Here is a 22255-nt window from a genome sequence, read left to right as displayed (position 1 = left end):
GAAAATATTAGTATTATAAGTTGATGATATATTTACGAACATGAGAATTCGTGTAAACCTATACATAACAAATGTGAGTTAAGAAAGGATTTTATTATGCATTGTGCTCAGAAAATGACCCATAATATCTACTGGATTGGTAGTAATGACTGGACTACAGAACGTTTTGAAAACTTATTCCCTATTCCAAATGGTGTTAGCTATAATAGCTATTTCATCGATGATGAAAAAACTTGTGTTGTTGACTCTGTAGATGCTGAAATTCGCGAAGAATACTTTGACAACTTGACTCATCTTTTGAATGGTCGCGACCTTGATTACATCATCGTAAACCATATGGAACCAGATCATTGCCAAACATTGTTAGATACATTGGAACGCTATCCAAACTGTAAAATGGTTGGTAATGCTACAACATTCCGCATGTTTGAACAATTCTACAATTCTCCAAAACCTGACCAATACTACACAGTTAAAGAAGGCGATGAAATTTGCTTAGGTAAACATACTCTTGTTTCCTACACTATGCCTATGGTTCACTGGCCAGAAGTAACTTGTACATTTGAAAAATCTACTGGTACATTGTTCTCCGCAGATGCTTTTGGTACATTCGGTACCGTTAACGGCAACATCTTTGCAGACCAAACTGATTACGTTGCTACATATGAAGAAGAAGCTCGTCGTTACTATACAAACATCGTTGGTAAATACGGTCCTCAAGTACAAAATGCAATCCGCAAAGTTTCTGGTCTTGATATTAAACGCATTGCTCCGCTTCATGGTCCAATCTGGCGTACACCTGAATCTATCGATTATATCTTGCACAAATACTTGCACTGGTCCAGCTACACAGCTGAGAAAAAAGGTGTTGTTATCGCCTTCGGTTCTATGTATGGTAACACTCGTGACATTGCACAACAATTAGCTAAACAATTATCCAAACGTGGTGTTACAGATATCAAAATCTACGATGTTTCCAAAACTAATGCATCCTACATCATCTCTGATGCTTGGAAATATACTAACTTGGTAACAATCGCACCTACATACAATTTGAACCTATACCTTACTATGGAAAACTTCATTCATGAATTGAAAGCTCTTAACTTCCAAAACCATAAGGTATCTATCATCGGTAACCACTCTTGGGCATCTGCTGCAATGAAAACAATGGTTGCTCACTTTGAAAATGACTTCAAAGACATTGAAATTGTATCCGAACCACTTGATATCAAATCCTCTTTAAAACCAGAAGATCTTCCAAAAATCGAAAAAATGGCAGACGATATCAAAGCATCCATCGATGCAGCTGAAATCAAAGAAGTATTATAATACTAACACCAAAAGCCGCCTGAAAAGGCGGCTTTTTCTTATACTTTAAAAGTCTTATGAAAGTTCAATTATTTCACTATTTTTTGCTTGACATAAATCTAACTTTTTCATATACTATACAAGTACCTGTTACACAACAGAATACATGGAGAGGTGTCCGAGCGGCTGAAGGAGCATGATTGGAAATCATGTGTGCGGTTATCCCGTACCCAGGGTTCAAATCCCTGTCTCTCCGCCATAGTAAAAGCAGTGCTTAGGCACTGCTTTTTTATTATTCCAAAAGAAGAGGTAATACTAATATATCACCTCTTTTATTATATTTACATTACTATTTCCGTTTCTATATCACATACCACAAGCTAATAATCTTTTACTAAAATCTAAAAAGGCTATTCCTATCTAAAGGAATAGCCTTTCTATTTACTTACTAGTTATTTATGAATTTTCTTTGCAATATCACCGATGATTTCAGGTGTCGTTCTACAGCAGCCACCTATAATATTAGCACCGGCCTCGCGCCATGAATCTACATAATCAACAAAGGATCCTGGGTCACCATACCAAGTCTTAGTTTCACTATCATAACTTTCACCAAGATTTGGATATACCGCAATTGGTTTATCAGTAACTGTACGAACATCCTTAACCAAAGACTCTACATATTCAGGTTTAGTACAATTGATACCAAGGCCAGTTATAGGACGAACCTTATCGATCATTTCCGCGCATTTAATGATTGTTTCTCCACTAGAGACATGATGCTCATCCTTACAAGAGAAGGCAATCCATCCAGGAATCCCTCTTGATGTATATGGATCAGACATGGCCCGGGCAATAGCAATAGCTTCGTCATAGGATGGTATTGTTTCAAAGGATAGTATATCAGGATTTTCTTCACAGAATAAGGCTAAGCGCGGAATATGGAACACCTCGAGATACTCAGTTTGTACGCCAGGATAACCACGGTACTCAGAGCCATCCGCTAAAAAAGCTCCGTATGGGCCTACAGAAGCTGCTACTAATGGTTTAGGTAATGCACCTTCGGAAAAATATTTAACGCCGTCTCCTGTTTCTTCTCCTAGCTTAATGCCTCTAAGTGTAAGCGCCCCACTTGCCTTGGCTTCCACGAACTCATTACGAGCTTGTACTGCTAGACGAACAGATAATTTAACGAGTTCTATGGCCTCTTCCGTACCAAGCCCTAATCCTTTAAAGCCTGCTACAGTTGCTTGATAGCCAGAGCTTTGAATAATATCTGCACCAGCCGCTAAGTAGGAAATATGTATTTTCTTGATGATATCCGGTTGATCCATAAGAACCTTGGCAGACCACAACTTATGTTGAAGATCACAGCCATAACGTTCTAATTCTGACCCTAACCCACCATCTAAAACGAGGGCGCCCTTCTGTTTAATTATATCTAAAAATGCTCTTCGTTTAGCCATCATATCACCTATTCTATACTACCTCATACCATTCGAGGTTTACAAAACGTATTATAACAGATAATACATTTTGGTACTATCTACAAACTATTTTAATACCTCTGCTGGTGGCTCTTTACCAAACCATTTTTTATAAATCTCAGCATATTTGCCATTTGCTTTAATCTTAGCTAGACCATCATTAATTTTAGCAAGGATCTCTGTATTACCTTTTTTCACAGCAATACCAAGTGGTGCCGCATCATAGTCTTCTCCAGTGACTTTTGCGATACCTTTACCTTTCCCATTAACATAATATTCGTTTACTGGCGTATCATTAATAACTACATCGACACCTTTATTTTGTAGTTCTAAAAAGGCATCAACGATGATATTGAACTGGCGTACATCAGCATTTGGAATCTTGCTAGCAATCTCAGCACCCGTAGAACCAATAGATACGCCGATACGCTTGCCTTCTAGATCCTTAAAGCTATTAATATTTGTGTTATCTATATTAACAACGAGACCATTACCTGCAATATAGTATGGTTTACTGAAGTCTACAGATTTCGCTCGTTCTTCAGAAATGGTCATATCTGAAATAGCAATGTCGATAGTATTACTTTGTAATGCTGGTAACAGTGCATCAAAGTTCAAGTTTTGAATATCCGCTTCAATGCCCTCTTCTTTTGCAATAGCATTGATAATATCAATATCAAAACCAGCTAATTTACCGCTATCTTTATCTTTAAATCCAAATGGTGCATAGGTCGCATCAGTACCGACGCGCCATGTCTTTTGACTCGTACCTGTATTGCCACAACCAGCGATAAACAAGCTGCTAGCAATTGTAAAAGCTCCTAAAAGAGCTGCGATTTTCTTAAATTTCATAATTGCCCCTACTTAACCCTGTTTACTTAGAAACAGGAGTTCTATTTAATCAACTATTATATCTATACTTACATTACATGGACATAATAAAAATAATACCTCTAAAGGTATTATAGTATTATGATAACATTCGATATAGTTGAGGTCAATTAATCCAATCATATAAATAGGTTTTAAACTCACATAGTTTTTAGCTATATCAAAAAAAGACCGCCTTTACCAATTAAACAAAACCTCGGTAAAGGCGGTCATCCCCAGAGTGGAGAATTCCTAACAATTTTTAATCAAACAATATGCTCACATGCTTAAGGATATATTTTTATTCTTTATTTAGCTTTTTTAGCTTTTACGTACATAGCTACTTTGTACAAGAATACACAGAGTAACAAGTACATTACGATACTGAGGTATGTTGCTTCTGGTGTTTCAACCCAGTCTTGAGCGAATACATCAACACCTGCAATACGAAGTACGGCACTGAATAAGGAGCCAATAGCACCACCAGCTACGAGACCAGATGCAATGGTACTACCTTTGGAGAAGCGAAGATCTGCCAATTCTTTATCTTTTGTACTATTTTGTACGAAGTATGCAATCAAACCACCGATAAGTAATGGTGTGTTGATTTCCATTGGTAAGTACGTACCAAGTGCAAATGCCAATGGTGGAACTTTTACCATCCATAAGATGATGGCAAATAATGCACCAGCCATGTATAGAGGCCATTGAGCACTACCACCAGTCATCATAGGTTCGATGATAGCAGCCATAGCATTAGCTTGTGGAGCATTTAATGCATGGTCTCCTACGAAGCCATATGCATCGTTCAAGAGGATCATAACACCTACAGAAAGTACGGCACAAAGAATGGTACCAACGATTTGCCATTGTTCCATTTTCTTAGGTGTAGCACCTGTCATGTGCGCTACTTTGAGTTCAGACATGAAGTTACCAGCCATACCGATGGTTGTACCGATGAAGGATGCCATCATGAGGACTGCAATCATACCTACTTTACCAGTCATACCTGCAGCTGTTAAGCATACAGCGGAGATGATAATCATGAAGATTGTCATACCAGATACTGGTTCTGTACCTGTATAAGCAATGGAGCTGATACCTACTACAGATAATAAGAAGGACATAATTAGAACGATTAAGAATGCTACGATTGTTTGGGAGAAGCTTTCAGCATACATAAAGTGGAAATATGCTGCAAATAGAACTGTACATAATAAGATGCCAGCGCCAATCCAAGATGTAGGAACGTCACGTTGTGTACGAAGCAAGTTAACATCAACGGTTTTGGAACTGAAAATATCAAGTACTGCATTTTTTACAACACTAGCTACTACCTTAGACATATTGAGCAATCCGATGATACCTGCCATAGCAAGCATACCGATACCAATATGGCGAACATAGTCTAAGAATACTTTACGAATAGGAGCTTCTGCAAGTGGAACTGCATGCCCATTGATTTGCATGATGTGTTCCGGAGCTAAATAGTATACGATTGGAATACATACGAACCAAGAGAAGAAGGAACCAGCTGCGATAATAGCTGCATACCGTAAGCCTGTAAAGTAACCAAGGCCAAGCAATGCAGCATCTGTATCTACAGCAGCATTTAACTTAGTTTGATCTGCCAAAGCAGTGCCCCACTTAAATGCGGTAGTACGGATAACCTCTTCCCACCAGCCGAGGCTGTTAAGAATAAAGTCATATACAAGAGCGATAAGACCAGAACCAAGCATGAGTTTCGCTTTGCTACCTTCATTACTCATTAGCACTTCAGCAGCAGCACGACCGCTTGGGAACGGATACACATAGTGCATTTCCTCAACAAAGTAGCGACGGAACATAACGCATAATAGAACACCAAGTACGCCACCAAGGATAATAGGAATCGCCATTTGTACAAAGGTTACATCTGTAACATTCCAAATGTATAGAGCTGGTAAGAAGAACATGGCACCAGCTAATGTGTTCGTACTAGAACTAGCGATAGCCTGAATGTGAACCGTTTCGGCAAAAGCATTTTGCCGTTTCAAAATAACTGCTGTACCCATAGCAAGTACAGATACTGGAGCAAAGGCATCTACTGTTTGACCAATTTTCAAACATAAATACCCTACAGCCAGTGTGAAAATTGCCGCATAGAATAGGCCCCAGAATACTACATATGAGTTAATCTCTACGTAATCCTTCTTAGGATCCAATACGGGTTCTACGGGCGGAATAGAACGAGTTTCGTCCGACATGGTAAAACCTCCTCACAGAAAATGTACAAACGTATAACTATTCACCTTTATACTAACACGGCACTATATATGGTTCAATGGTTTTCTATGCATTATGCGAATAAAATATCACACCTTCCATAAATATTTATTTTGCATTTTCATCCCCACTGTTCTACAATGAAAGTATATTAAGAACCTTTATTATATACAGTATTTATACCAATATGTATAACACGTATGTTTACTTACGAGGAGGCTCATTATGGAATCAATGGTCGAACGTTTTGTACGCTATACAAGCATAAATACACGGTCAAACGAAGAAAGCACTACTATTCCGAGTACACAAACACAAGTAGATTTTGCAACTAATGTACTTGTTCCCGATTTAAAAGCAATCGGTTTAGATGAAGTTATTTATAACCGTGAAAATGGTTTTGTTATTGGCACATTAAATGCTAATACAGATGAAAAGGCACCTGCTATTGGCTTTATCGCTCATATGGATACAGCTGATTACAACGCAGAAAATATTAAACCTCGCATTGTAGAAAACTATGATGGCGGCGATATTTGCCTCAACGAAGAGCATCAAATCTACACACGTCGTGCAGATTTCCCTAATTTAAAGAACTATATTGGTAAATCCTTGGTGGTAACCGATGGTCTTACCCTACTAGGCGGTGACGACAAAGCTGGTATTTGCGAAATCATGGAAGCTCTCGCCTACCTCGTAGCTCATCCAGAAATCAAGCACGGTAAAATCATGTGTGCCTTTGGCCCAGATGAAGAAATCGGTACCGGTGCAGATCACTTTGATGTAAAACAATTCCCTGTTGATTTTGCTTATACTATTGATGGTGAAAGCCTTGGCCAACTTGAATACGAAACATTTAATGCTGCTGGCGGTACTGTTACATTAAAAGGTGTATCAGTTCATACTGGCACTGCGAAAGGCATTATGATTAACTGTGCTAAATTAGCAATGCAATTCGATGCTCTATTACCAGGTGCTGCTGTTCCAGAACACACATGCGGTCGCCAAGGTTTCTTTATGCTCATGAGCATGGAAACTCAAGTAGATACTGGTAAAATGAACTATATCATACGCGACCATGACAAAGAATTGTTCGAAGCGAAAAAAGCATTCTTCTTACAAGCTGGTCAAACATTAAACGAAATCTATGGCCGCGAAGTATGTGAAGTATCCGTAAAAGATCAATATTACAATATGTACGATATCATCAAAGACAACATGGAATGTGTCAACGTAGCTAAAGCAGCTATGGAAAAAGCAGGTATTACTCCTATTTGCGACCCTATCCGTGGCGGTACAGATGGTTCTAAAATTTCCTTCATGGGCATCCCTACCCCTAATATCTTTACTGGCGTAGAAAACCTACATGGTCGTCACGAATTCGCATGTATTGATGACATGAAAAAAGCCGTAGAAATTATCGTAAACATCGTTAATATTGAGAAATAATAGATTACGATGTAACTTCTCATGCACCTATACTACTAAATGGCATTTAAACGATATTTAAATACTAAACTAGTAGTATAGAATACAATGGAATACTAAGATACCTGAACAATAAATAAGGACTATACGAGATATCTCGTATAGTCCTTTCTATATGTTATGTGCTTGTAAGTAATATAGCTAATGTTATGCTAATTTTCCATTACGTTTACGATTTCTGATTTGTTCTTCTTCAGCGCGAGCTTTCAAAGAAAGATCTTTTTCAGTACCTACATAACGGCCATAGAGGAAATAATAAGCAACGAATGCAAGAAGTGCTACTACAACAGTAACATGGAACATACTTGTATAACCGACTACCTCTTTAATAGCACCTAAAATGTATGGACCAAAACCTAGGCCCATATCTAAGGCAATGAAATATGTAGATGTGGCAACACCAATGCGGTGAACAGGAACGATTTTAACAGTTACTGCTTGACCGTTTGACATAAATGTACCGTAACCAAGACCAACAAACACAGCAGATAAGAGTATAAGCCATGTAGAGTGAGCGATGGACAATAAGAAAATACCAAGCGCTAAAGATATGAAGCAAGGATAAAGAACGAAGTTTTCCCCTTTCATATCAAATACAATACCAAGTAATGGTCTTGTTATCGTAATAACTACAGCATATACAACGAAGAAGAATGTACCTGCTAAGATAAGGTTTAAATCTTTTGTATAAGCTGCCATAAAACCAATAACACCAGAGTATGCAAAACCTACTAGTATAGAAACAAGACTAATAGAATTCATACGTGGTTCGATATAATCGGAAATTTTAATGCCTTTATGTTCTTCAGAATCAATATCGAGCTTAGGTTCATTAAATTTCATGATAACGGAACCGATACCACAAAGGATGATAAGAGCAACACAGAAGGCGATGATAAAGTCATAGCCAAGGCTATGAAGCATCAAAATACCTAAAAACGGGCCTACTGCAGCGGCAAGAGATGTAGACAAACCATAGTAGTTAATCCCTTCACCACGACGTGACATTGGAATAATAGCGGCTACGATTGTACTTGTAGCTGTAGATGTAATACCGTAAGCAAAACCATTTAAGAAACGAACACTATCGAGCATCAATAAATTAGGTGTGTAGAAGTACATAGCTGTTGAAATCAAGTAAATCAACAAACCTAAGTACAACATCTTACGACAGCCTAAGATACTAATAAACCGCCCTGCTAACAAACGAGCAACAACAGTACCAATAATATAAATACCAACGGCCAAGCCAGCTTGACTTGCTGTGGCATGAAGATTATCCTTTGCTACTACCGCAATAATAACGATTAATAAATAATAAATCAAAAATACTAAGAAATTAATCAAAGTATCGAGGACAAAGGATCTTGTCCATAAGGCCTCTTTAGCCTTATCCATAATATCAACTCCATTTTCTTAAACTATTGTCAACCATTTGCAACAAAGGTTAATTATAAACCTCTCACTCTAAAAATCAAGAATTAAAATGTTATATATCTCATTAATTTTATTTATAATAAGATATATACAACCAATCATAATATAGTTACATCCATTTTTCTAATTCACATTAATTTTTGATAATAAAAACACCTTTGACAATTTATATAGCATCATTAAAAACACAATATAACAACAAAGGTGTTATTTATACATATTAAATTAGTTTACTTATCAAGATTATTTCGTTTGTAATCCACAAGCCTTAAAGAAATTTTTATAGGCTTCAGCCTTTTTGGCAAGGCTTAATGGATATGCACGAGATGTAGATGGCAATCGTGTTAACGTCAATTCACGACCGTTAAGCACAAAGGGAATTGTCTCCCCTGTTTTAGGTAGTTTAACCTTTTCTGGCAAAAGGCTTAACAAAATTTCTGTGGCCTTACCACCAGTGGTCCCAATATGTTTACACTGTGGAATTTGCTCCAATACCTCTGCAAGCGGTACAGGTTCAACGACCTTAAGAAATGCATCCGATGCATTGCCCTTTTCGCGTATAGCTTTTAAAACAGTAGGACAAGAAGCAATCCCCGCTTCAGATAAGAACGCTTTAATCTTATCCGCATCAAAGGCTTTTTCCTCGCCTTTTCTAAAGTGTTCTTTGTCGTCAAAGAATACTAAGCCATACACGCGCCACATATCATTTTGAAAGTTAGGATAATGAAATTCCATAGAACGCTTTTCGGAAGTTGGTGGGAATGTCCCCATCATCATTACCGTCGTATTCTTTGGTAAGAACGGCGGAAATGGTCTCGTTTCAATTGTTTCTGCCACAGAGCATCAACTCCTTTCACAATCTAGTATGGACTCAACTTTCAGCACAATATATGAACTATGTCACACATTCAAGTTCAATAACATACTACGTGAGATATTAAAAATATTACTAAAACATATAGCGATGACTATAAGATCAACCATTATTGAACGATAGGTTGAGATACCAATGTATTGATATAATCAAAACCTACTGGTGTTGGAGATACGAGGTACAAGCACACAACAGCAGCTACAGCAAATCCAATAGCCAAGTAGGAGAAGCTGCCATGGCGTGGAAACTCGTACAAACCAAAGAGACGAATACCGATAGCCGCACCAATAGCAGTAATCAAGGATGGTATGGAGAAGATATTATACAGTCCAAACACCACCATGAGACCTGCATAACCACCTACTACGGTAATCATTGGTAACATACGATCCATTGGATTTGGAATAGAACGAGTTAGCGCTGCTGGATAGTAAGATGCTTCTACACCAAACATACCCAAGAATAGATTAAAGTCAGCCCAAATTGTTTCCCACGCACCTCTAAAAGCATCTCGATGGTTACCTACATACCATGCAAAGCCTGTAATAACTAAGATTGCTAAACCAGCACAGATGAAATAGTATTCGCTAGGAATTTTGGGACCTGCATAAGCACCTACAGCCGTTACAACAGCACTCAAAACGGACGTAACGATAACGCGGTGTAAACGAGGACGTTTATTTTCAGGAATGCGTTTATACACGGTAGCCAATAGTTCTAATACAAAGCAAGCCATAAAGACTGCAATGCCCGCAGCCGGTGCAAAGTAGGCTGTAATAATAGTCAAAATAAAGGGAATGCACAAGCGCCACTTAGGGAATAATACAAGATCTTTATAATCTAAACGAACGTCTTGTGTCTCCATTGTAAAGTTGTTATACACTACAAAGAGCAACATGAAAGCGATGACATCAATGGCATTAGCACCCCAAATCAATAGAGTTGGTACTATAATCATTGACAAGGCCACCCCAGATACACGGGATAAACCAGCAGCAACTATGCCAAGTAAGAAAAACGGTATTAAAGCAGAGATAATTTCGAACATAATATTCCTCCCATCATTGTATAAATTTAAGTATATAGTATCTACTACACTACATCAAGGAGAGATATATTTTTTCATAGCTAGTCGCTTTCTCACCGCAGAAGCAGAGCAGCCCATCATCTGCGCTATTTTAGCAACACCATACCCTTTTGCCCGTAGTTTTTTTATATTATTTTCATCTAACTGTAAAGTATTGGTACGAATTTCTATGCCTTGTTCCCGTAAATAAATAGCTACCGTAGATCCTCGTATACCATAGGCTAAACCTATATCATCTGTACTCATATGATGATGAATATATAAGTAAGCCATCTCCTCTACCTTTCGATGATTTTGTACCTTCGGTGTTGTACACATTCCCATATGCCTCAACACATGATGTACTTTCCATTGCGATATACCGTACATGCGAGCAATAGAATCCGAAGTATTTCCACTTTTATAAGCCCTACAAATACGTACTGGATCGATAGATACATTCTTCGTGGACCGCTGACAAGCCAGTCCATATTCCTTCATACGGCTTGCCATTGTCGTAATAGACACATCATAACGCTTTGCTAACGAGTGTAGAGACCACTTACCAGTTTCGTATAGAGCTTGTACATGAACCATATTGATATCCTTTTTTAAAGGTCTTCGCTCAATGTCATACTGCTTCATGCGTCGCATAATAGTGTCTACACTACACTGAAAATACGCTGCTACCTCTCTAACACTCCACTGTTTTTCTACATATAGTTGTTCCAATAGCTGTCTAGGTATAACGCGCACATTACGATACATAATATCACCTTTCCTTATAGACGAACTCCTTTCTCTATTATTGTGAAAGCTCCATCAAGAAAAAACAATACAAAAAAGGTTCCTAATAGTCACATAGGTGACCAATAGGAACCTCTTTCCATATGTAATTATATGCACCGCATATGATAGGTGTAATTCTAGTTGCTATCACAATATCTATGCATAAACCATCCATATTCTATTGCCTAATAACCTCCTAGTGGAGCTTATTGTTATTAGTATCCTGATTAGCGATATCTCCGCTCTAGAGCTTTAGGCTTGCCTAAAATGATAGACCACTTCATCCCCTCTTTCAAGGCATGATTAGCTTTTCGTTTACCTGTTGAGGTTACAGCTGGGGCAGTCGTAACGCCTATATTCTCAAGAAGAACACGACCCTCTTTAGATGCTTTATCTCGTTTAAACTCAGCTAATCGCTCATTTAAAGAAGGACCTGTAACAGATTCTCGAGCCGAGCGAGTCGTATTAGTACTAAAGCTAGTTGATTTAATTGAGGTTTTCTTGGATGAACCATGAGTACCTTGTTGCGTTGTAGACGCTTCATCGTAATGATTCTCGGAACCTAAAACTGTTTGAGTTTTATCATTACTTGGATGCACTTCAACATGTTTTTCAGATGTCTCCGTATCATCATATTGAAACAGTCTTCCGCCCTTTTTTCGTAAAGGGGCCTCAGGATGCTGATTCTCAATCGGTCTATTTTTAAAAATATCTCGATAGAAATCATCATCATACAACAAATCCTCAGGTGAAGGTTCTACAGGCTTTTTCTCTATAGAGATACCATATTCACGCTCCATATCCTCCCAAGTCTGACCTGAACTTTCATGGTCCTCATACTCTTCAGGCTCTTCAGTATTCTTGCTTTTTATAATAGAAAAAGCAATGTACGCGATGATAGCTAGAACAAATATAGGATTATTCGAAAAGATGGATAGCACGGAAGACAAAATAGAGTCCATAGCTACTCCTATTCACTATCTGCTAAGTTTTCACGCATTTTAGTGTCTGCAATAATATTGTTCATATTGTAGTAATCCATAACGCCAAGATTACCGTTTCTGAAAGCTTCTGCCAATGCTTTAGGAACTTCAGCTTGTGCTTCCACAACCTTAGCTTGCATGTCTTGTGTTTTCGCACGCATTTCTTGTTCTGTAGCAACAGCCATGGCACGGCGTTCTTCCGCACGAGCTTGAGCAATTTTCTTATCCGCTTCAGCTTGGTCTGTTTGCAATTGAGCCCCGATATTACGTCCTACGTCTACGTCAGCAATATCAATGGACAAGATTTCGAATGCAGTACCCGCATCAAGACCTTTACCCAAAACAGTACGAGAGATGTGATCTGGATTTTCTAGTACATCTGTATGCTCTTCAGAGGAACCTACAGTTGTTACAATACCTTCACCAACACGGGCGATAATAGTAGCTTCACCAGCACCACCAACGAGGCGGTCAATGTTAGCACGTACAGTTACACGAGCACGAACCTTGAGTTCGATACCGTTTTTCGCTACTGCAGAGATAATTGGTGTTTCAATCACTTTAGGATTAACGGACATTTGTACTGCTTCCAATACATCGCGACCTGCAAGGTCGATAGCTGCAGAACGTTCAAATGTCAAAGGAATAGATGCGCGCTCAGCGGCGATCAACGCATCTACGACGCGGTCAACGTCACCACCTGCAAGGTAATGCGCTTCTAGCTGATTTACGTTTACATCAAGGCCTGCTTTATTAGCTTTAATCAAAGGCATTACGATTTGGGATGGATTTACACGACGCAAGCGCATACCTACGAGTGTAAAGATACCAACATTAACGCCCGCTGCAAGAGCAGATACCCAAAGGCCTAATGGCACAACATACAAGAACACCATAATCCCAATCAGTAGAATGGGAATCAAAACTAAAATACCTACATCCATAATAACCTCCATTATATACGACGATGTGGTGAAAGCTTAATCGCGCTTTCTAACAATATTGCGGCCCCCTACAACACGAAGCACCACAATCGGTGAACCGGCATCGATGAAGTCCCCTTCGGTTACAACATCTACCAAATTACCATCAATTTTAGCAATACCTGCAGGGCGCAGTGTAGTATGAGCTACGCCTTCTTTACCAGCTAAATCCTCTAATACATCAGTAGATACATAGCCAGCCTTGGTCGTAGATCGTTGCCCTAAGGTAAACAATTTGCCTATCCAAGTCTTTTCAAAGTGATTAAAGAACACGATGATAAGGACAATTAGTAAGGCTGTTAATCCTAGAACTGCATACAGCGCTATCGTTCCTTCTCCAAGAGCTACAAAAACGCCCCAAAGAAATGCACAATAACCGATGAGCCCCAAAATACCGCCCGGTACAACGAGTTCTACCGCCATCAGGGAAATCCCTATAGCCATCCAAATTAAAAACTCCATAGGCCCTCCTCTCTATAATTAATTTTATACAACTTATATACTCATTATACAATATTAAAAATAATTTATAAAGATAATTACTAATAATAAGTAAACTAAAAACGACTACTTTCACAGAGATACATCTGATCTAGTAGTCGTTTATTATAAGGAGTAAAAAACAAATTGGGCTTATAAACACACAGGTTTATATCATAGCCTCTCTAGCAACTTGAATTATACTTCTGTTTTTTTCAATTGATCATTACCAACGCCTGTTTTTTGAAGGATTAATAAGATAATACTCATTGCCATGCCTACTACAGTAGCAAGACCCATGCCTTTCAATACAACAGGACCTACCGCAAGTTCTGCACCGCTAAGACCTACAACAAGGATAACAGATGTTAAGATCATATTAACAGGGTTTGTATAATCTACCTTGCGTTCTACAAGCATGCGCAAACCGGATGCTGCAATGATACCGAATAAAAGAATGGATACACCACCCATAACTGGAACTGGAATAGCATGAATAAGAGCTGCTACTTTACCTACAAAGGAGATAATCATCGCAAGAACTGCAGCACCACCAATTACCCATACGCTAAAGCAACGAGTAATAGCGAGGACACCGATATTTTCACCGTATGTCGTATTTGGTGTAGCACCAAAGAAACCAGAAAGGATGTTCGCAAGGCCATCACCTAGCAAGGAGCGTTGTAAACCTGGTTCTTTCATCAAGTCTTTTGATACAATGTTGCTTGTTACAACTAAATGACCTACGTGCTCAGCAAATACTACAAAGAGTGCTGGCATAATCATAATAATGGCATTGATATCAAATACAGGCATGCCATAGAACTGTGGTAAAGAGAACCAAGGAGCAGCCTCTACACCAGAGAAATCAACAACGCCCATGAAAGCAGACAAGATATAGCCGGAAACAACGCCAATCAAAACAGGGATTACAGCTAAGAAGCCACGGAACACAACAGTACCAAGCAAGGTAACAACTAAGGAAAACATAGAGATAAAAATAGCTTGGCTGTGGCTCATGCCTAAATCTTGATTACCAATAAGGCCAGACATACTCATCGCTACTGGCGCTAATTCCAAACCGATAATAGCTACGATAGCCCCCATCGCTGCTGGAGGGAATAACTTATCGATCCAACGAGTACCAATATAACGAACGAGAATAGATAAAATCACAAAGGATAGACCAAATACAACGAAGGCCCCCTTTGCGGCCTCATAACCGAGACCTGCAGATAATACGCCCGCTACAGGAGCAATGAAAGCAAAGCTAGATCCGAGATATGCAGGGATTTTACCTTTACAAACAAATAAATACAGTAATGTACCGATACCATTCATAAATAAAGCTGTTGCCGGATCTACTTTTAACAAATATGGTACCAATACAGTAGAACCAAACATAGCAAATAAATGTTGGAAACTAAGTGGCAACATTCGACCCCAGGACGGGCGTTCTTGGATATCAATATAATCCTTCATTTTTTCTCCTCACACACAATACAAGTACGTTACATTAATACAGCACCTCTTAAGAGATGCTATATAAATCCACACTAAATATATTCACCTTATACTACATAAGTTAAATATCAACGTTCAGACCTAGGTCGTCTACGAGTAGGCTTTTTAGTCTCTCTCGGTCTAAATGGACCAGGCATTTCCGTTTTTTGAGGACTCTTCGGAGCAGCCGGTTTGAATCGGCTTTGCGTTTCCTCGCGTAAAGATGGCAAAGCCTCAGCAGTACCAACTTGTTTTACACCTTCTACATTGCGACGACCAACGCTAGCTAACAAGCCTATAGCCATAAAGTTCATCAACAATGAGGAACCACCATAACTAATAAATGGCAAAGGTACCCCTGTTACAGGCATAATGCCACAGACCATGGCAATGTTAAATAATGCTTGTCCACTGATGAGCAAGGTTATCCCCATCGCTAACCATTTGCCAAATTCATCGCGAGATCGATTAGCAATGCGGAATCCAAAGAATGTAAAGGCTGCCACCAAAAGAACTACAAAGACAGCTCCAACAAAGCCCATTTCTTGAGCCCACACGGCAAATGCAAAGTCTGTATGTGCTTCTGGCAAGTAAAAGTACTTAGATGTACCTTGCATAAAGCCTTCCCCAAGAAAACCACCAGAACCTACGGCCAAAAGGCCTTGCACCGTTTGATAGCCCATATCTTGAGCATGAGGCCAAGGGTCGAACCAAGACTGAATCCGTTCCCAACGATACGGTGACATACGAGCTGCAATAAAGCCTATCACGCCAGCTACAGCAAAGGCACCACCAAAGAATCGACCATCAAAACCTGCTAAATAAATTAATATGAAGGAGAACCCAAAGATTAGCACAGTTGTCCCCATATCTGGTTGCAAGATCGTTAACACTGCAAAGATTATAGGCCAAACTAACATTGGCAACATATAACCTACGCGCTCACTCACATAACCTTGTAAGTTTGTGAGTGGATTATTATATCTTGATTTACCCCATTTTCTCATGGTACTCAATTTAGCGGATGTCCATATTATGGCAGCTAACTTGGCAAATTCCGACGGCTGTATCGATACGGGACCGATAACAATCCACCTACGCGCACCATTAATGACAGAGCCCGCCACAAGAACTAACACCATGCCTATTAGGGTTGCAATCATTATGCGTTGCAACATATGTGGCTTTTGTAGTTGCCTATAATCATACCGATATAAAATAACACCTATTGCCATTGAAAGAAATAAGAACCCTATATGTTTTGAAAAGTACCCTAAAAGCCCTGTATTTTCGTAAATAGAGTTAATATAAGTGGCACTAAAGATATTCACACTACCTATAATCGTGATGAGCAATATAGGTAAGAGCATACCTTGTAAATCATTTTTAAAGAGTGAGCCCCACCGACTATCCCCCTTATTCGGTGTTTCCATGTTAAGCCTCCTTTTGTACTTTTGGCTTAATTGCTTCTAAGCGGAAAATAGGTTGACCTTTAGCACTAAACTTTTCTTCATACTCAGTTTTTACATTTGGAAGGTCTGTACTATGTAAATCATAGGTTACATTTTTAAGTTCCCATCCACATTCTTTGAATTCTTCAAGAGAGAACATAAATAAACCTTCATTATCAGTTTTAAAGTGAACCTCACCACCGTCTTTTAAAAGACGAGCATAACGATCGAGGAATGTATGATATGTAAGGCGACGCTTAGCATGTTTTGCCTTAGGCCATGGATCACAGAAGTTGATATAGAAGCGATCTACTTCACCTGGCGCAACAATCTCTTCAATACCAGCGATATCAAAGAGAGATACCTTAGCATTATCTCGTTCTGCTTCAAAGATTTTTTGTGCGGCGTAATAAATTACCCCCATTTGCACTTCAAATCCTACGAAGTTAGCATCTGGATACGCTTCAGACATGCCCGCAATAAAGCGTCCCTTACCTGTACCAAGCTCCATATATAATGGGCGTTCAGGATGTGCAAACAACTCACGCCATTTTCCCTTATACTGCTCTTGACCAGATAAAATAATATGAGAGTCATATTCGTGGATAGCTTCATCAATCCACGGTTTTCTACGAAGGCGCATACTTTCTCCTTACATCTATATTAATTATAAATAATATCTATTATTACAGGTCATATACCTATCTTATTAATTATAGAAAAGGGGGCGTTAAACGTCAATTATATTTCCCTTTTCTACATATGATTTAGCACATAAAAAGACCTACCTCCGAAGAAGTAGGTCTAGATAATATTAGAAAATCAAAGTTTCAAGATTTTCAATTTGATATTTGCTGAGGCCAAGCTCAGATAAACTCTTTTCAGATGCAGCGAATAGATTATTTTTACCTACACGCGTACCTAAAGCTGCGGCAGCGACCAATTCACGGTCCAATTTACCTAGGCGAGAACGATTGCGATTTTGCGGTTTCGGCTTCTTCATACGGAACGTATTATATTGAACCGCTTCTTTAGCGTCCTCAGGCTTCTGCTTTGTTAAAGCAGCCCCATTAGTGCCATTCCCCAATAAAGCACTAAGACCTGTTTGCTTAGGAACCAATTTTTCGTAATCAGCACCAAACTCAGGGCGCTCTTCACGCAATTGATCGAATGTAGCTAAAGCTGCATTCATTTGCTTCAAACCAGCAGCAGAGTAAAGTTGACGAATCGCAATACTCACCTCTTGCGGCGTCAGCGTACCTCGCTCAATAGCAGAGGCGATTGAACTTTTCAACGCACCTTGATCACCGGACGCTGTATAGCGACCAATATCGACCAAATCCTTTTGGCGGGCGTTGAGTTCTTTAGGCGTATATATGTTTATCTCAGATATAGACGGTGCCTGCTTAGAAGGCTGTTCTCCCGCCCCATTAGCCTCAGACATATAGCCACCGGCGACGATGGCCACGGCTAATGTTAAGGTTAATACTTTTTTCAACGTCTTAGAATCTCCCTTTTCATTAATACTTACTTATATAATACTGTGATATTTTTGTACATTAACAACAAACTTGTTCTACTGTAATACATACTGTAGATAATATTATATAATACTTCATCTAATTTTTATAGTCCTATTCGAAAAAAATCTATAATCTTTTAACATTTGTTATATTTTTATAAAATATAACATCAAAATAATGCAGTAGAAATCGGAAATTCACTAGATTTCTACTGCATTTATAGAGAGAATTATTTATTTAATATTTTATCAAACTAAACGGATAAAATTTGTTTGGCATCAGCCACAATTTGTTCTAAAGAAATGCCATTTTCTCTTAACAGTTCAGTTGCATCATAACGATCGTGGAACTCTTTAGCAATACCGTAGTTTTTAACGCGCACATTAGATGGACCATAGAAACTAGCTACACGTTGGCCCCAACCGCCTTCAACTACACCATCTTCCAAGGTAAATACTACAGAATGGTTTACTTTCAACTCTTCTAGTAGTTCTTCGTCTAGGCCAGAAGCAAATTTAGGATTTACTACAGTTGCATTAATGCCTACTTTAGCCAATTCATCAGCTACTTGATTAGCGAGATGATAGAAATTACCTAAGCCTAATAAAGCAATACCTTCGCCACGACGAGTCACTTCAGATTTATTTAAGAGGCTATAATCCGTTGTATCTGCAACACCTGTGCTAGTAAACTCACCAACAGGCACACGAATTGCTACCGGATGCTCATGTTGATGCACGGCATACTCAGTCATGGCCAACAACTCTTCATTATTGGTAGGTGCTAAGTATACTAAATTAGGAATGCTTGTAAGCATAGGTATATCAAAGAATCCCAAATGAGTGACATCGTTCATGCCATATACAGAGGCCTGGTGATTCATAATAACGGCACTATTATTATTGACGCAAAGATCTTGTACTAATTGGTCATAGGTACGTTGTAAAAATGTACTATACACATTAAATACTGGTTTACCGCCATTTTTAGCAATACCCGAACTCATGGCAATAGCATGCTCTTCTGCAATGCCTACGTCAATATATTGTTTGCCAGCCTCTTTGCGCCGTTCGGAATTAAATCCAAGTCCACCTGGTGTACCTGCAATAATAGCTACCACTGTTGGATCTACTTTGATTTGCTCCATCAAGTAGTTCGCAATCGTACCAACATACGTTGGCCCATTATCTCTCGCTTTTAGCTTACCTGTTTCTAAGTCAAATGGCATAGTCCAGTGGAACTTTTCTTTATTTTGCTCTGCAATGGCATAGCCCTTACCTTTTTGAGTAACAATATGTAACACAATTGGATGATCAATGTCTTTCACATCCTTAAACACATCAATTAATGTTTCTAAATCATTTCCCTTTGCTACAAAACGATAGTCTAAACCAATAGCCTTGAAAATATTGTTGGAACTTTCACCATTAGTTTTGCGCAATTCACTAAGACCACGATATAAACCGCCATGATTTTCTGCAATGGATTGGTCATTATCGTTGACGATGATAATCATATTACTATCTAATGTGGCTGCATAATCGAGACCTTCAAAAGCTTCCCCACCGGATAAAGATCCATCGCCAATAATAGCGATAATATTTTCAGAGTCCCCTTTTAAATTACGAGCTGTTGCTAAACCAGATGCTAAAGAGATAGATGTGGAGGTATGACCAATGTTGAAGAAATCGTGCTCACTTTCAGCAGGATCTGTATAACCTGTTACATCGTCATAATGATCATGGTCTAAAAATGCTAAGGCACGACCTGTAACCATTTTATGTACATAAGACTGATGAGATACGTCATAGACAATCTTATCTACAGGAGAGTTAAATACATAGTGCAAGGCCATAATCATTTCCGCTGCGCCCATAGGAGGGCCAACATGACCACCGTGTTCAGATACCTTTGTCATGAGGGCTTGACGAGCTTGTGCAGTTAGATCTGTTAATTCAGCAAGGGATAAGCCTTTTAAATCGGCTGGAGATTTCATATCAATTAAATTCATAAGTTTCCTTCCTATTTGTTTTGTGTTACTAACCGTGCTATACTGTATGTCCAGCATGTAACAAATATAGAACTTAAAGTTAGGTTTAAGTTAAGCAAAAACATAAAATTTAAATCTACCCTTTAATCATATACATAGATTATATACTAAATATATTACTCCTGAAACTAAATCCATTTACAAATTTAATATGAAACCAAAAGGAGCTATCCCAACGGATAGCTCCTCTTTTACATGACATAATAATTGGAGAACTGTTTACATTAATAGCTCTAAATAGGCTTTAGGCCTTATTTATTGGGACTTTCATATATAGTTTTATAACCGCCCTCTGTAACAGCTACGATTTGTTCAATCTCCTCTGTTGAATCCTCTGTGAAAGTAAAACTTTCACTAGCATCAAAGGATGCACTCGTTCCACAAGAGGAACTCAAATCGCGCGGCACCGGTCGGAGTTCTATATTAGTTACCCCTTCAGGGGCTTCACGGTTGAAGCGAATCGCGCCAAAGTGAGAGTAAAATGTTGCAATATATTTCATAATCCCCCATTTCTAATCTACGCATTTGCTCGTTTTGTATTAACTACAGCAATAATAAGTGCCACAATAAAGCCAACAACTACAGCAATTTCACCATTTAGTGTAGGACCAGCACCAGAGGCAGCTAAACCAAAGTTATGAGCGAACGCCGCACCAGCTGCAAGGCCAAGTACTGTAACCGCAGAATCAGAATTACCTTCACCAGTCATAATCAATTGACGCAATGGACAACCACCGAGCAATACGCTACAGAAACCTGCAAGCGCCATACCTAAGAAGTTCCACAATCCATCTGTATGTGCAATCGGTTGGTTTTCAAAGCCAAGATGGAAGTTACCGAAGCTAATATTTACTAAAAATACACCTACAAGCACTGCAAGGTATCCAAAAATAAGAATAGATTTTTTGAACAAGAATAAATCACGGAAGCCACCAACCGTACAAAGTCGGCTAAGTTGAGACAAGCCACCTACTACAAGACCAGCTGCCAAAGAAATGAGCCATGGAGCATGCATAGCGCCAGGACCTTTTTGGCTAAAGAAAATAAATGCTGGTGCTGTTACAACAAGTACGAGCAAACCTACTTGAATAGCAGGCATCATAGCAGATTCTAATTTGCTCAACGCATAGGTGCGTTGTAAAGAATAGCCTTTTTTCAAGAAAATTGTACCGAATCCAATACCACCTGCAAAACCAGCAATACCGAACAAAGCATTTAGGTCACCACCGCCAAGTCGCAAAATCATTCGAATTGGACAGCCAAGGAACATCAAAGCACCAATCATAACAAAAAAGCCAAGAATAAAACGAATAATTGGAGATGAACCACCTTTACTTTGGTGCTCGCCACGAATCATGGACAATACATAAGCCCCTAATATAAGACCGATAATTTCTGGGCGAATGTACTGTACCGGTGCGGCACGATGTAGACCTAGACCACCGACAGTATCGCGAACAAAGCACGCAATACAGAAGCCCATATTACCTGGATTTCCAGCTAATACGAGGAAGCCCGCGATAGCACCAATAATAAGGCCTGCGATAATTAAATTCCGTTTTTCATGAGACCCACTCATAATAAACTCCTTTCAAACTACAAACACAAAAACTCTATGAGTACATGCTCCTATCCTATACCACATGCTACTCATGATATAATAGCCATAAATATACATTGTTATTTACGGAGATT

19 protein-coding genes and 1 tRNA gene are annotated in these 22255 nt (G+C 38.9%); 3 read left to right on the top strand and 17 right to left on the bottom strand.

The features are described 5' to 3' along the window. Positions 1-96 precede the first annotated feature (96 nt). Together ACWTVK_RS07605 and ACWTVK_RS07600 are read left to right on the top strand one after the other, a co-directional pair. Complete coding sequence (locus ACWTVK_RS07605) at positions 97-1332, top strand: FprA family A-type flavoprotein (RefSeq protein WP_456046463.1); 1236 nt, start codon at positions 97-99, stop codon at positions 1330-1332. 147 nt (positions 1333-1479) lie between these two features. Beyond that, positions 1480-1570 (top strand) — tRNA-Ser (locus tag ACWTVK_RS07600). Between the two features lie 193 nt (positions 1571-1763). Here the strand turns inward: ACWTVK_RS07600 and mmuM are convergent. From mmuM to ACWTVK_RS07585, 3 genes are all read right to left on the bottom strand, one after another. Then, entirely contained in the window at positions 1764-2777 is a 1014-nt protein-coding gene (gene mmuM, locus ACWTVK_RS07595; RefSeq protein WP_456046462.1) for a homocysteine S-methyltransferase, read from the bottom strand. An 87-nt stretch (positions 2778-2864) separates the two neighbouring features. Beyond that, positions 2865-3650: a basic amino acid ABC transporter substrate-binding protein gene (locus tag ACWTVK_RS07590; protein WP_308522329.1), complete on the bottom strand. Its 786-nt coding sequence runs from the start codon at positions 3648-3650 to the stop codon at positions 2865-2867. 326 nt (positions 3651-3976) lie between these two features. Next, on the bottom strand, positions 3977-5914 hold the full coding sequence (locus ACWTVK_RS07585; RefSeq protein WP_119208625.1) for an OPT family oligopeptide transporter: 1938 nt from the start codon (positions 5912-5914) through the stop codon (positions 3977-3979). Positions 5915-6158: 244 nt separating this feature from the next. On the opposite strand from ACWTVK_RS07585, the gene pepT reads away from it, so the two are divergent. Then, complete coding sequence (gene pepT / locus ACWTVK_RS07580) at positions 6159-7382, top strand: peptidase T (RefSeq protein WP_105085258.1); 1224 nt, start codon at positions 6159-6161, stop codon at positions 7380-7382. Positions 7383-7568: 186 nt separating this feature from the next. Here pepT and ACWTVK_RS07575 read toward each other — a convergent pair whose 3' ends face one another. The 14 genes from ACWTVK_RS07575 to yedE all read right to left on the bottom strand — a co-directional run bounded on the left by ACWTVK_RS07575 (position 7569) and on the right by yedE (position 22139). Beyond that, entirely contained in the window at positions 7569-8819 is a 1251-nt protein-coding gene (locus tag ACWTVK_RS07575; protein ID WP_024065714.1) for an MFS transporter, read from the bottom strand. Between the two features lie 282 nt (positions 8820-9101). After that, positions 9102-9695 (bottom strand): DNA glycosylase, encoded by a 594-nt coding sequence (locus ACWTVK_RS07570; protein WP_456046461.1) that lies wholly within the window; start codon positions 9693-9695, stop codon positions 9102-9104. A 146-nt stretch (positions 9696-9841) separates the two neighbouring features. Then, positions 9842-10780: a hypothetical protein gene (locus ACWTVK_RS07565; protein WP_060923819.1), complete on the bottom strand. Its 939-nt coding sequence runs from the start codon at positions 10778-10780 to the stop codon at positions 9842-9844. 54 nt (positions 10781-10834) lie between these two features. Beyond that, positions 10835-11566 carry a COG3415 family protein gene (locus tag ACWTVK_RS07560; RefSeq protein WP_308522331.1) on the bottom strand — a complete coding sequence of 244 codons (732 nt, stop codon included), beginning with the start codon at positions 11564-11566 and terminating at the stop codon, positions 10835-10837. A gap of 248 nt (positions 11567-11814) precedes the next feature. After that, positions 11815-12549 (bottom strand): hypothetical protein, encoded by a 735-nt coding sequence (locus tag ACWTVK_RS07555; RefSeq protein ID WP_308522332.1) that lies wholly within the window; start codon positions 12547-12549, stop codon positions 11815-11817. Positions 12550-12557: 8 nt separating this feature from the next. Continuing rightward, positions 12558-13514 (bottom strand): flotillin-like protein FloA, encoded by a 957-nt coding sequence (floA, locus tag ACWTVK_RS07550; RefSeq protein WP_129823811.1) that lies wholly within the window; start codon positions 13512-13514, stop codon positions 12558-12560. A 36-nt stretch (positions 13515-13550) separates the two neighbouring features. After that, entirely contained in the window at positions 13551-14015 is a 465-nt protein-coding gene (locus ACWTVK_RS07545) for an NfeD family protein (protein ID WP_456046460.1), read from the bottom strand. A 216-nt stretch (positions 14016-14231) separates the two neighbouring features. Beyond that, positions 14232-15515 (bottom strand): uracil permease, encoded by a 1284-nt coding sequence (gene uraA, locus ACWTVK_RS07540; protein WP_105085250.1) that lies wholly within the window; start codon positions 15513-15515, stop codon positions 14232-14234. A gap of 110 nt (positions 15516-15625) precedes the next feature. Next, complete coding sequence (locus ACWTVK_RS07535) at positions 15626-16969, bottom strand: FtsW/RodA/SpoVE family cell cycle protein (protein WP_119208615.1); 1344 nt, start codon at positions 16967-16969, stop codon at positions 15626-15628. A 1-nt stretch (position 16970) separates the two neighbouring features. After that, entirely contained in the window at positions 16971-17630 is a 660-nt protein-coding gene (gene trmB, locus ACWTVK_RS07530) for a tRNA (guanosine(46)-N7)-methyltransferase TrmB (protein ID WP_456046459.1), read from the bottom strand. Positions 17631-17801: 171 nt separating this feature from the next. Further along, positions 17802-18485 carry a carboxymuconolactone decarboxylase family protein gene (locus ACWTVK_RS07525; protein ID WP_456046458.1) on the bottom strand — a complete coding sequence of 228 codons (684 nt, stop codon included), beginning with the start codon at positions 18483-18485 and terminating at the stop codon, positions 17802-17804. A gap of 278 nt (positions 18486-18763) precedes the next feature. Then, positions 18764-20521 carry a 1-deoxy-D-xylulose-5-phosphate synthase gene (locus tag ACWTVK_RS07520; protein WP_456046457.1) on the bottom strand — a complete coding sequence of 586 codons (1758 nt, stop codon included), beginning with the start codon at positions 20519-20521 and terminating at the stop codon, positions 18764-18766. A gap of 290 nt (positions 20522-20811) precedes the next feature. Beyond that, the gene (locus tag ACWTVK_RS07515; RefSeq protein ID WP_308522335.1) at positions 20812-21060 is read right to left on the bottom strand and encodes a DUF3343 domain-containing protein; all 249 of its coding nucleotides are present in this window, start codon (positions 21058-21060) and stop codon (positions 20812-20814) included. A gap of 17 nt (positions 21061-21077) precedes the next feature. Beyond that, a complete protein-coding gene (gene yedE / locus ACWTVK_RS07510) occupies positions 21078-22139 on the bottom strand; it encodes a YedE family putative selenium transporter (protein WP_456046456.1) in 1062 nt (353 codons plus the stop codon). Positions 22140-22255 lie beyond the last annotated feature (116 nt).

Source organism: Veillonella sp. Ser01 (genome assembly GCF_053850375.1).
Note: the sequence above shows the minus strand (reverse complement) of the source record. Positions and strands in the feature narration are given on the sequence as shown.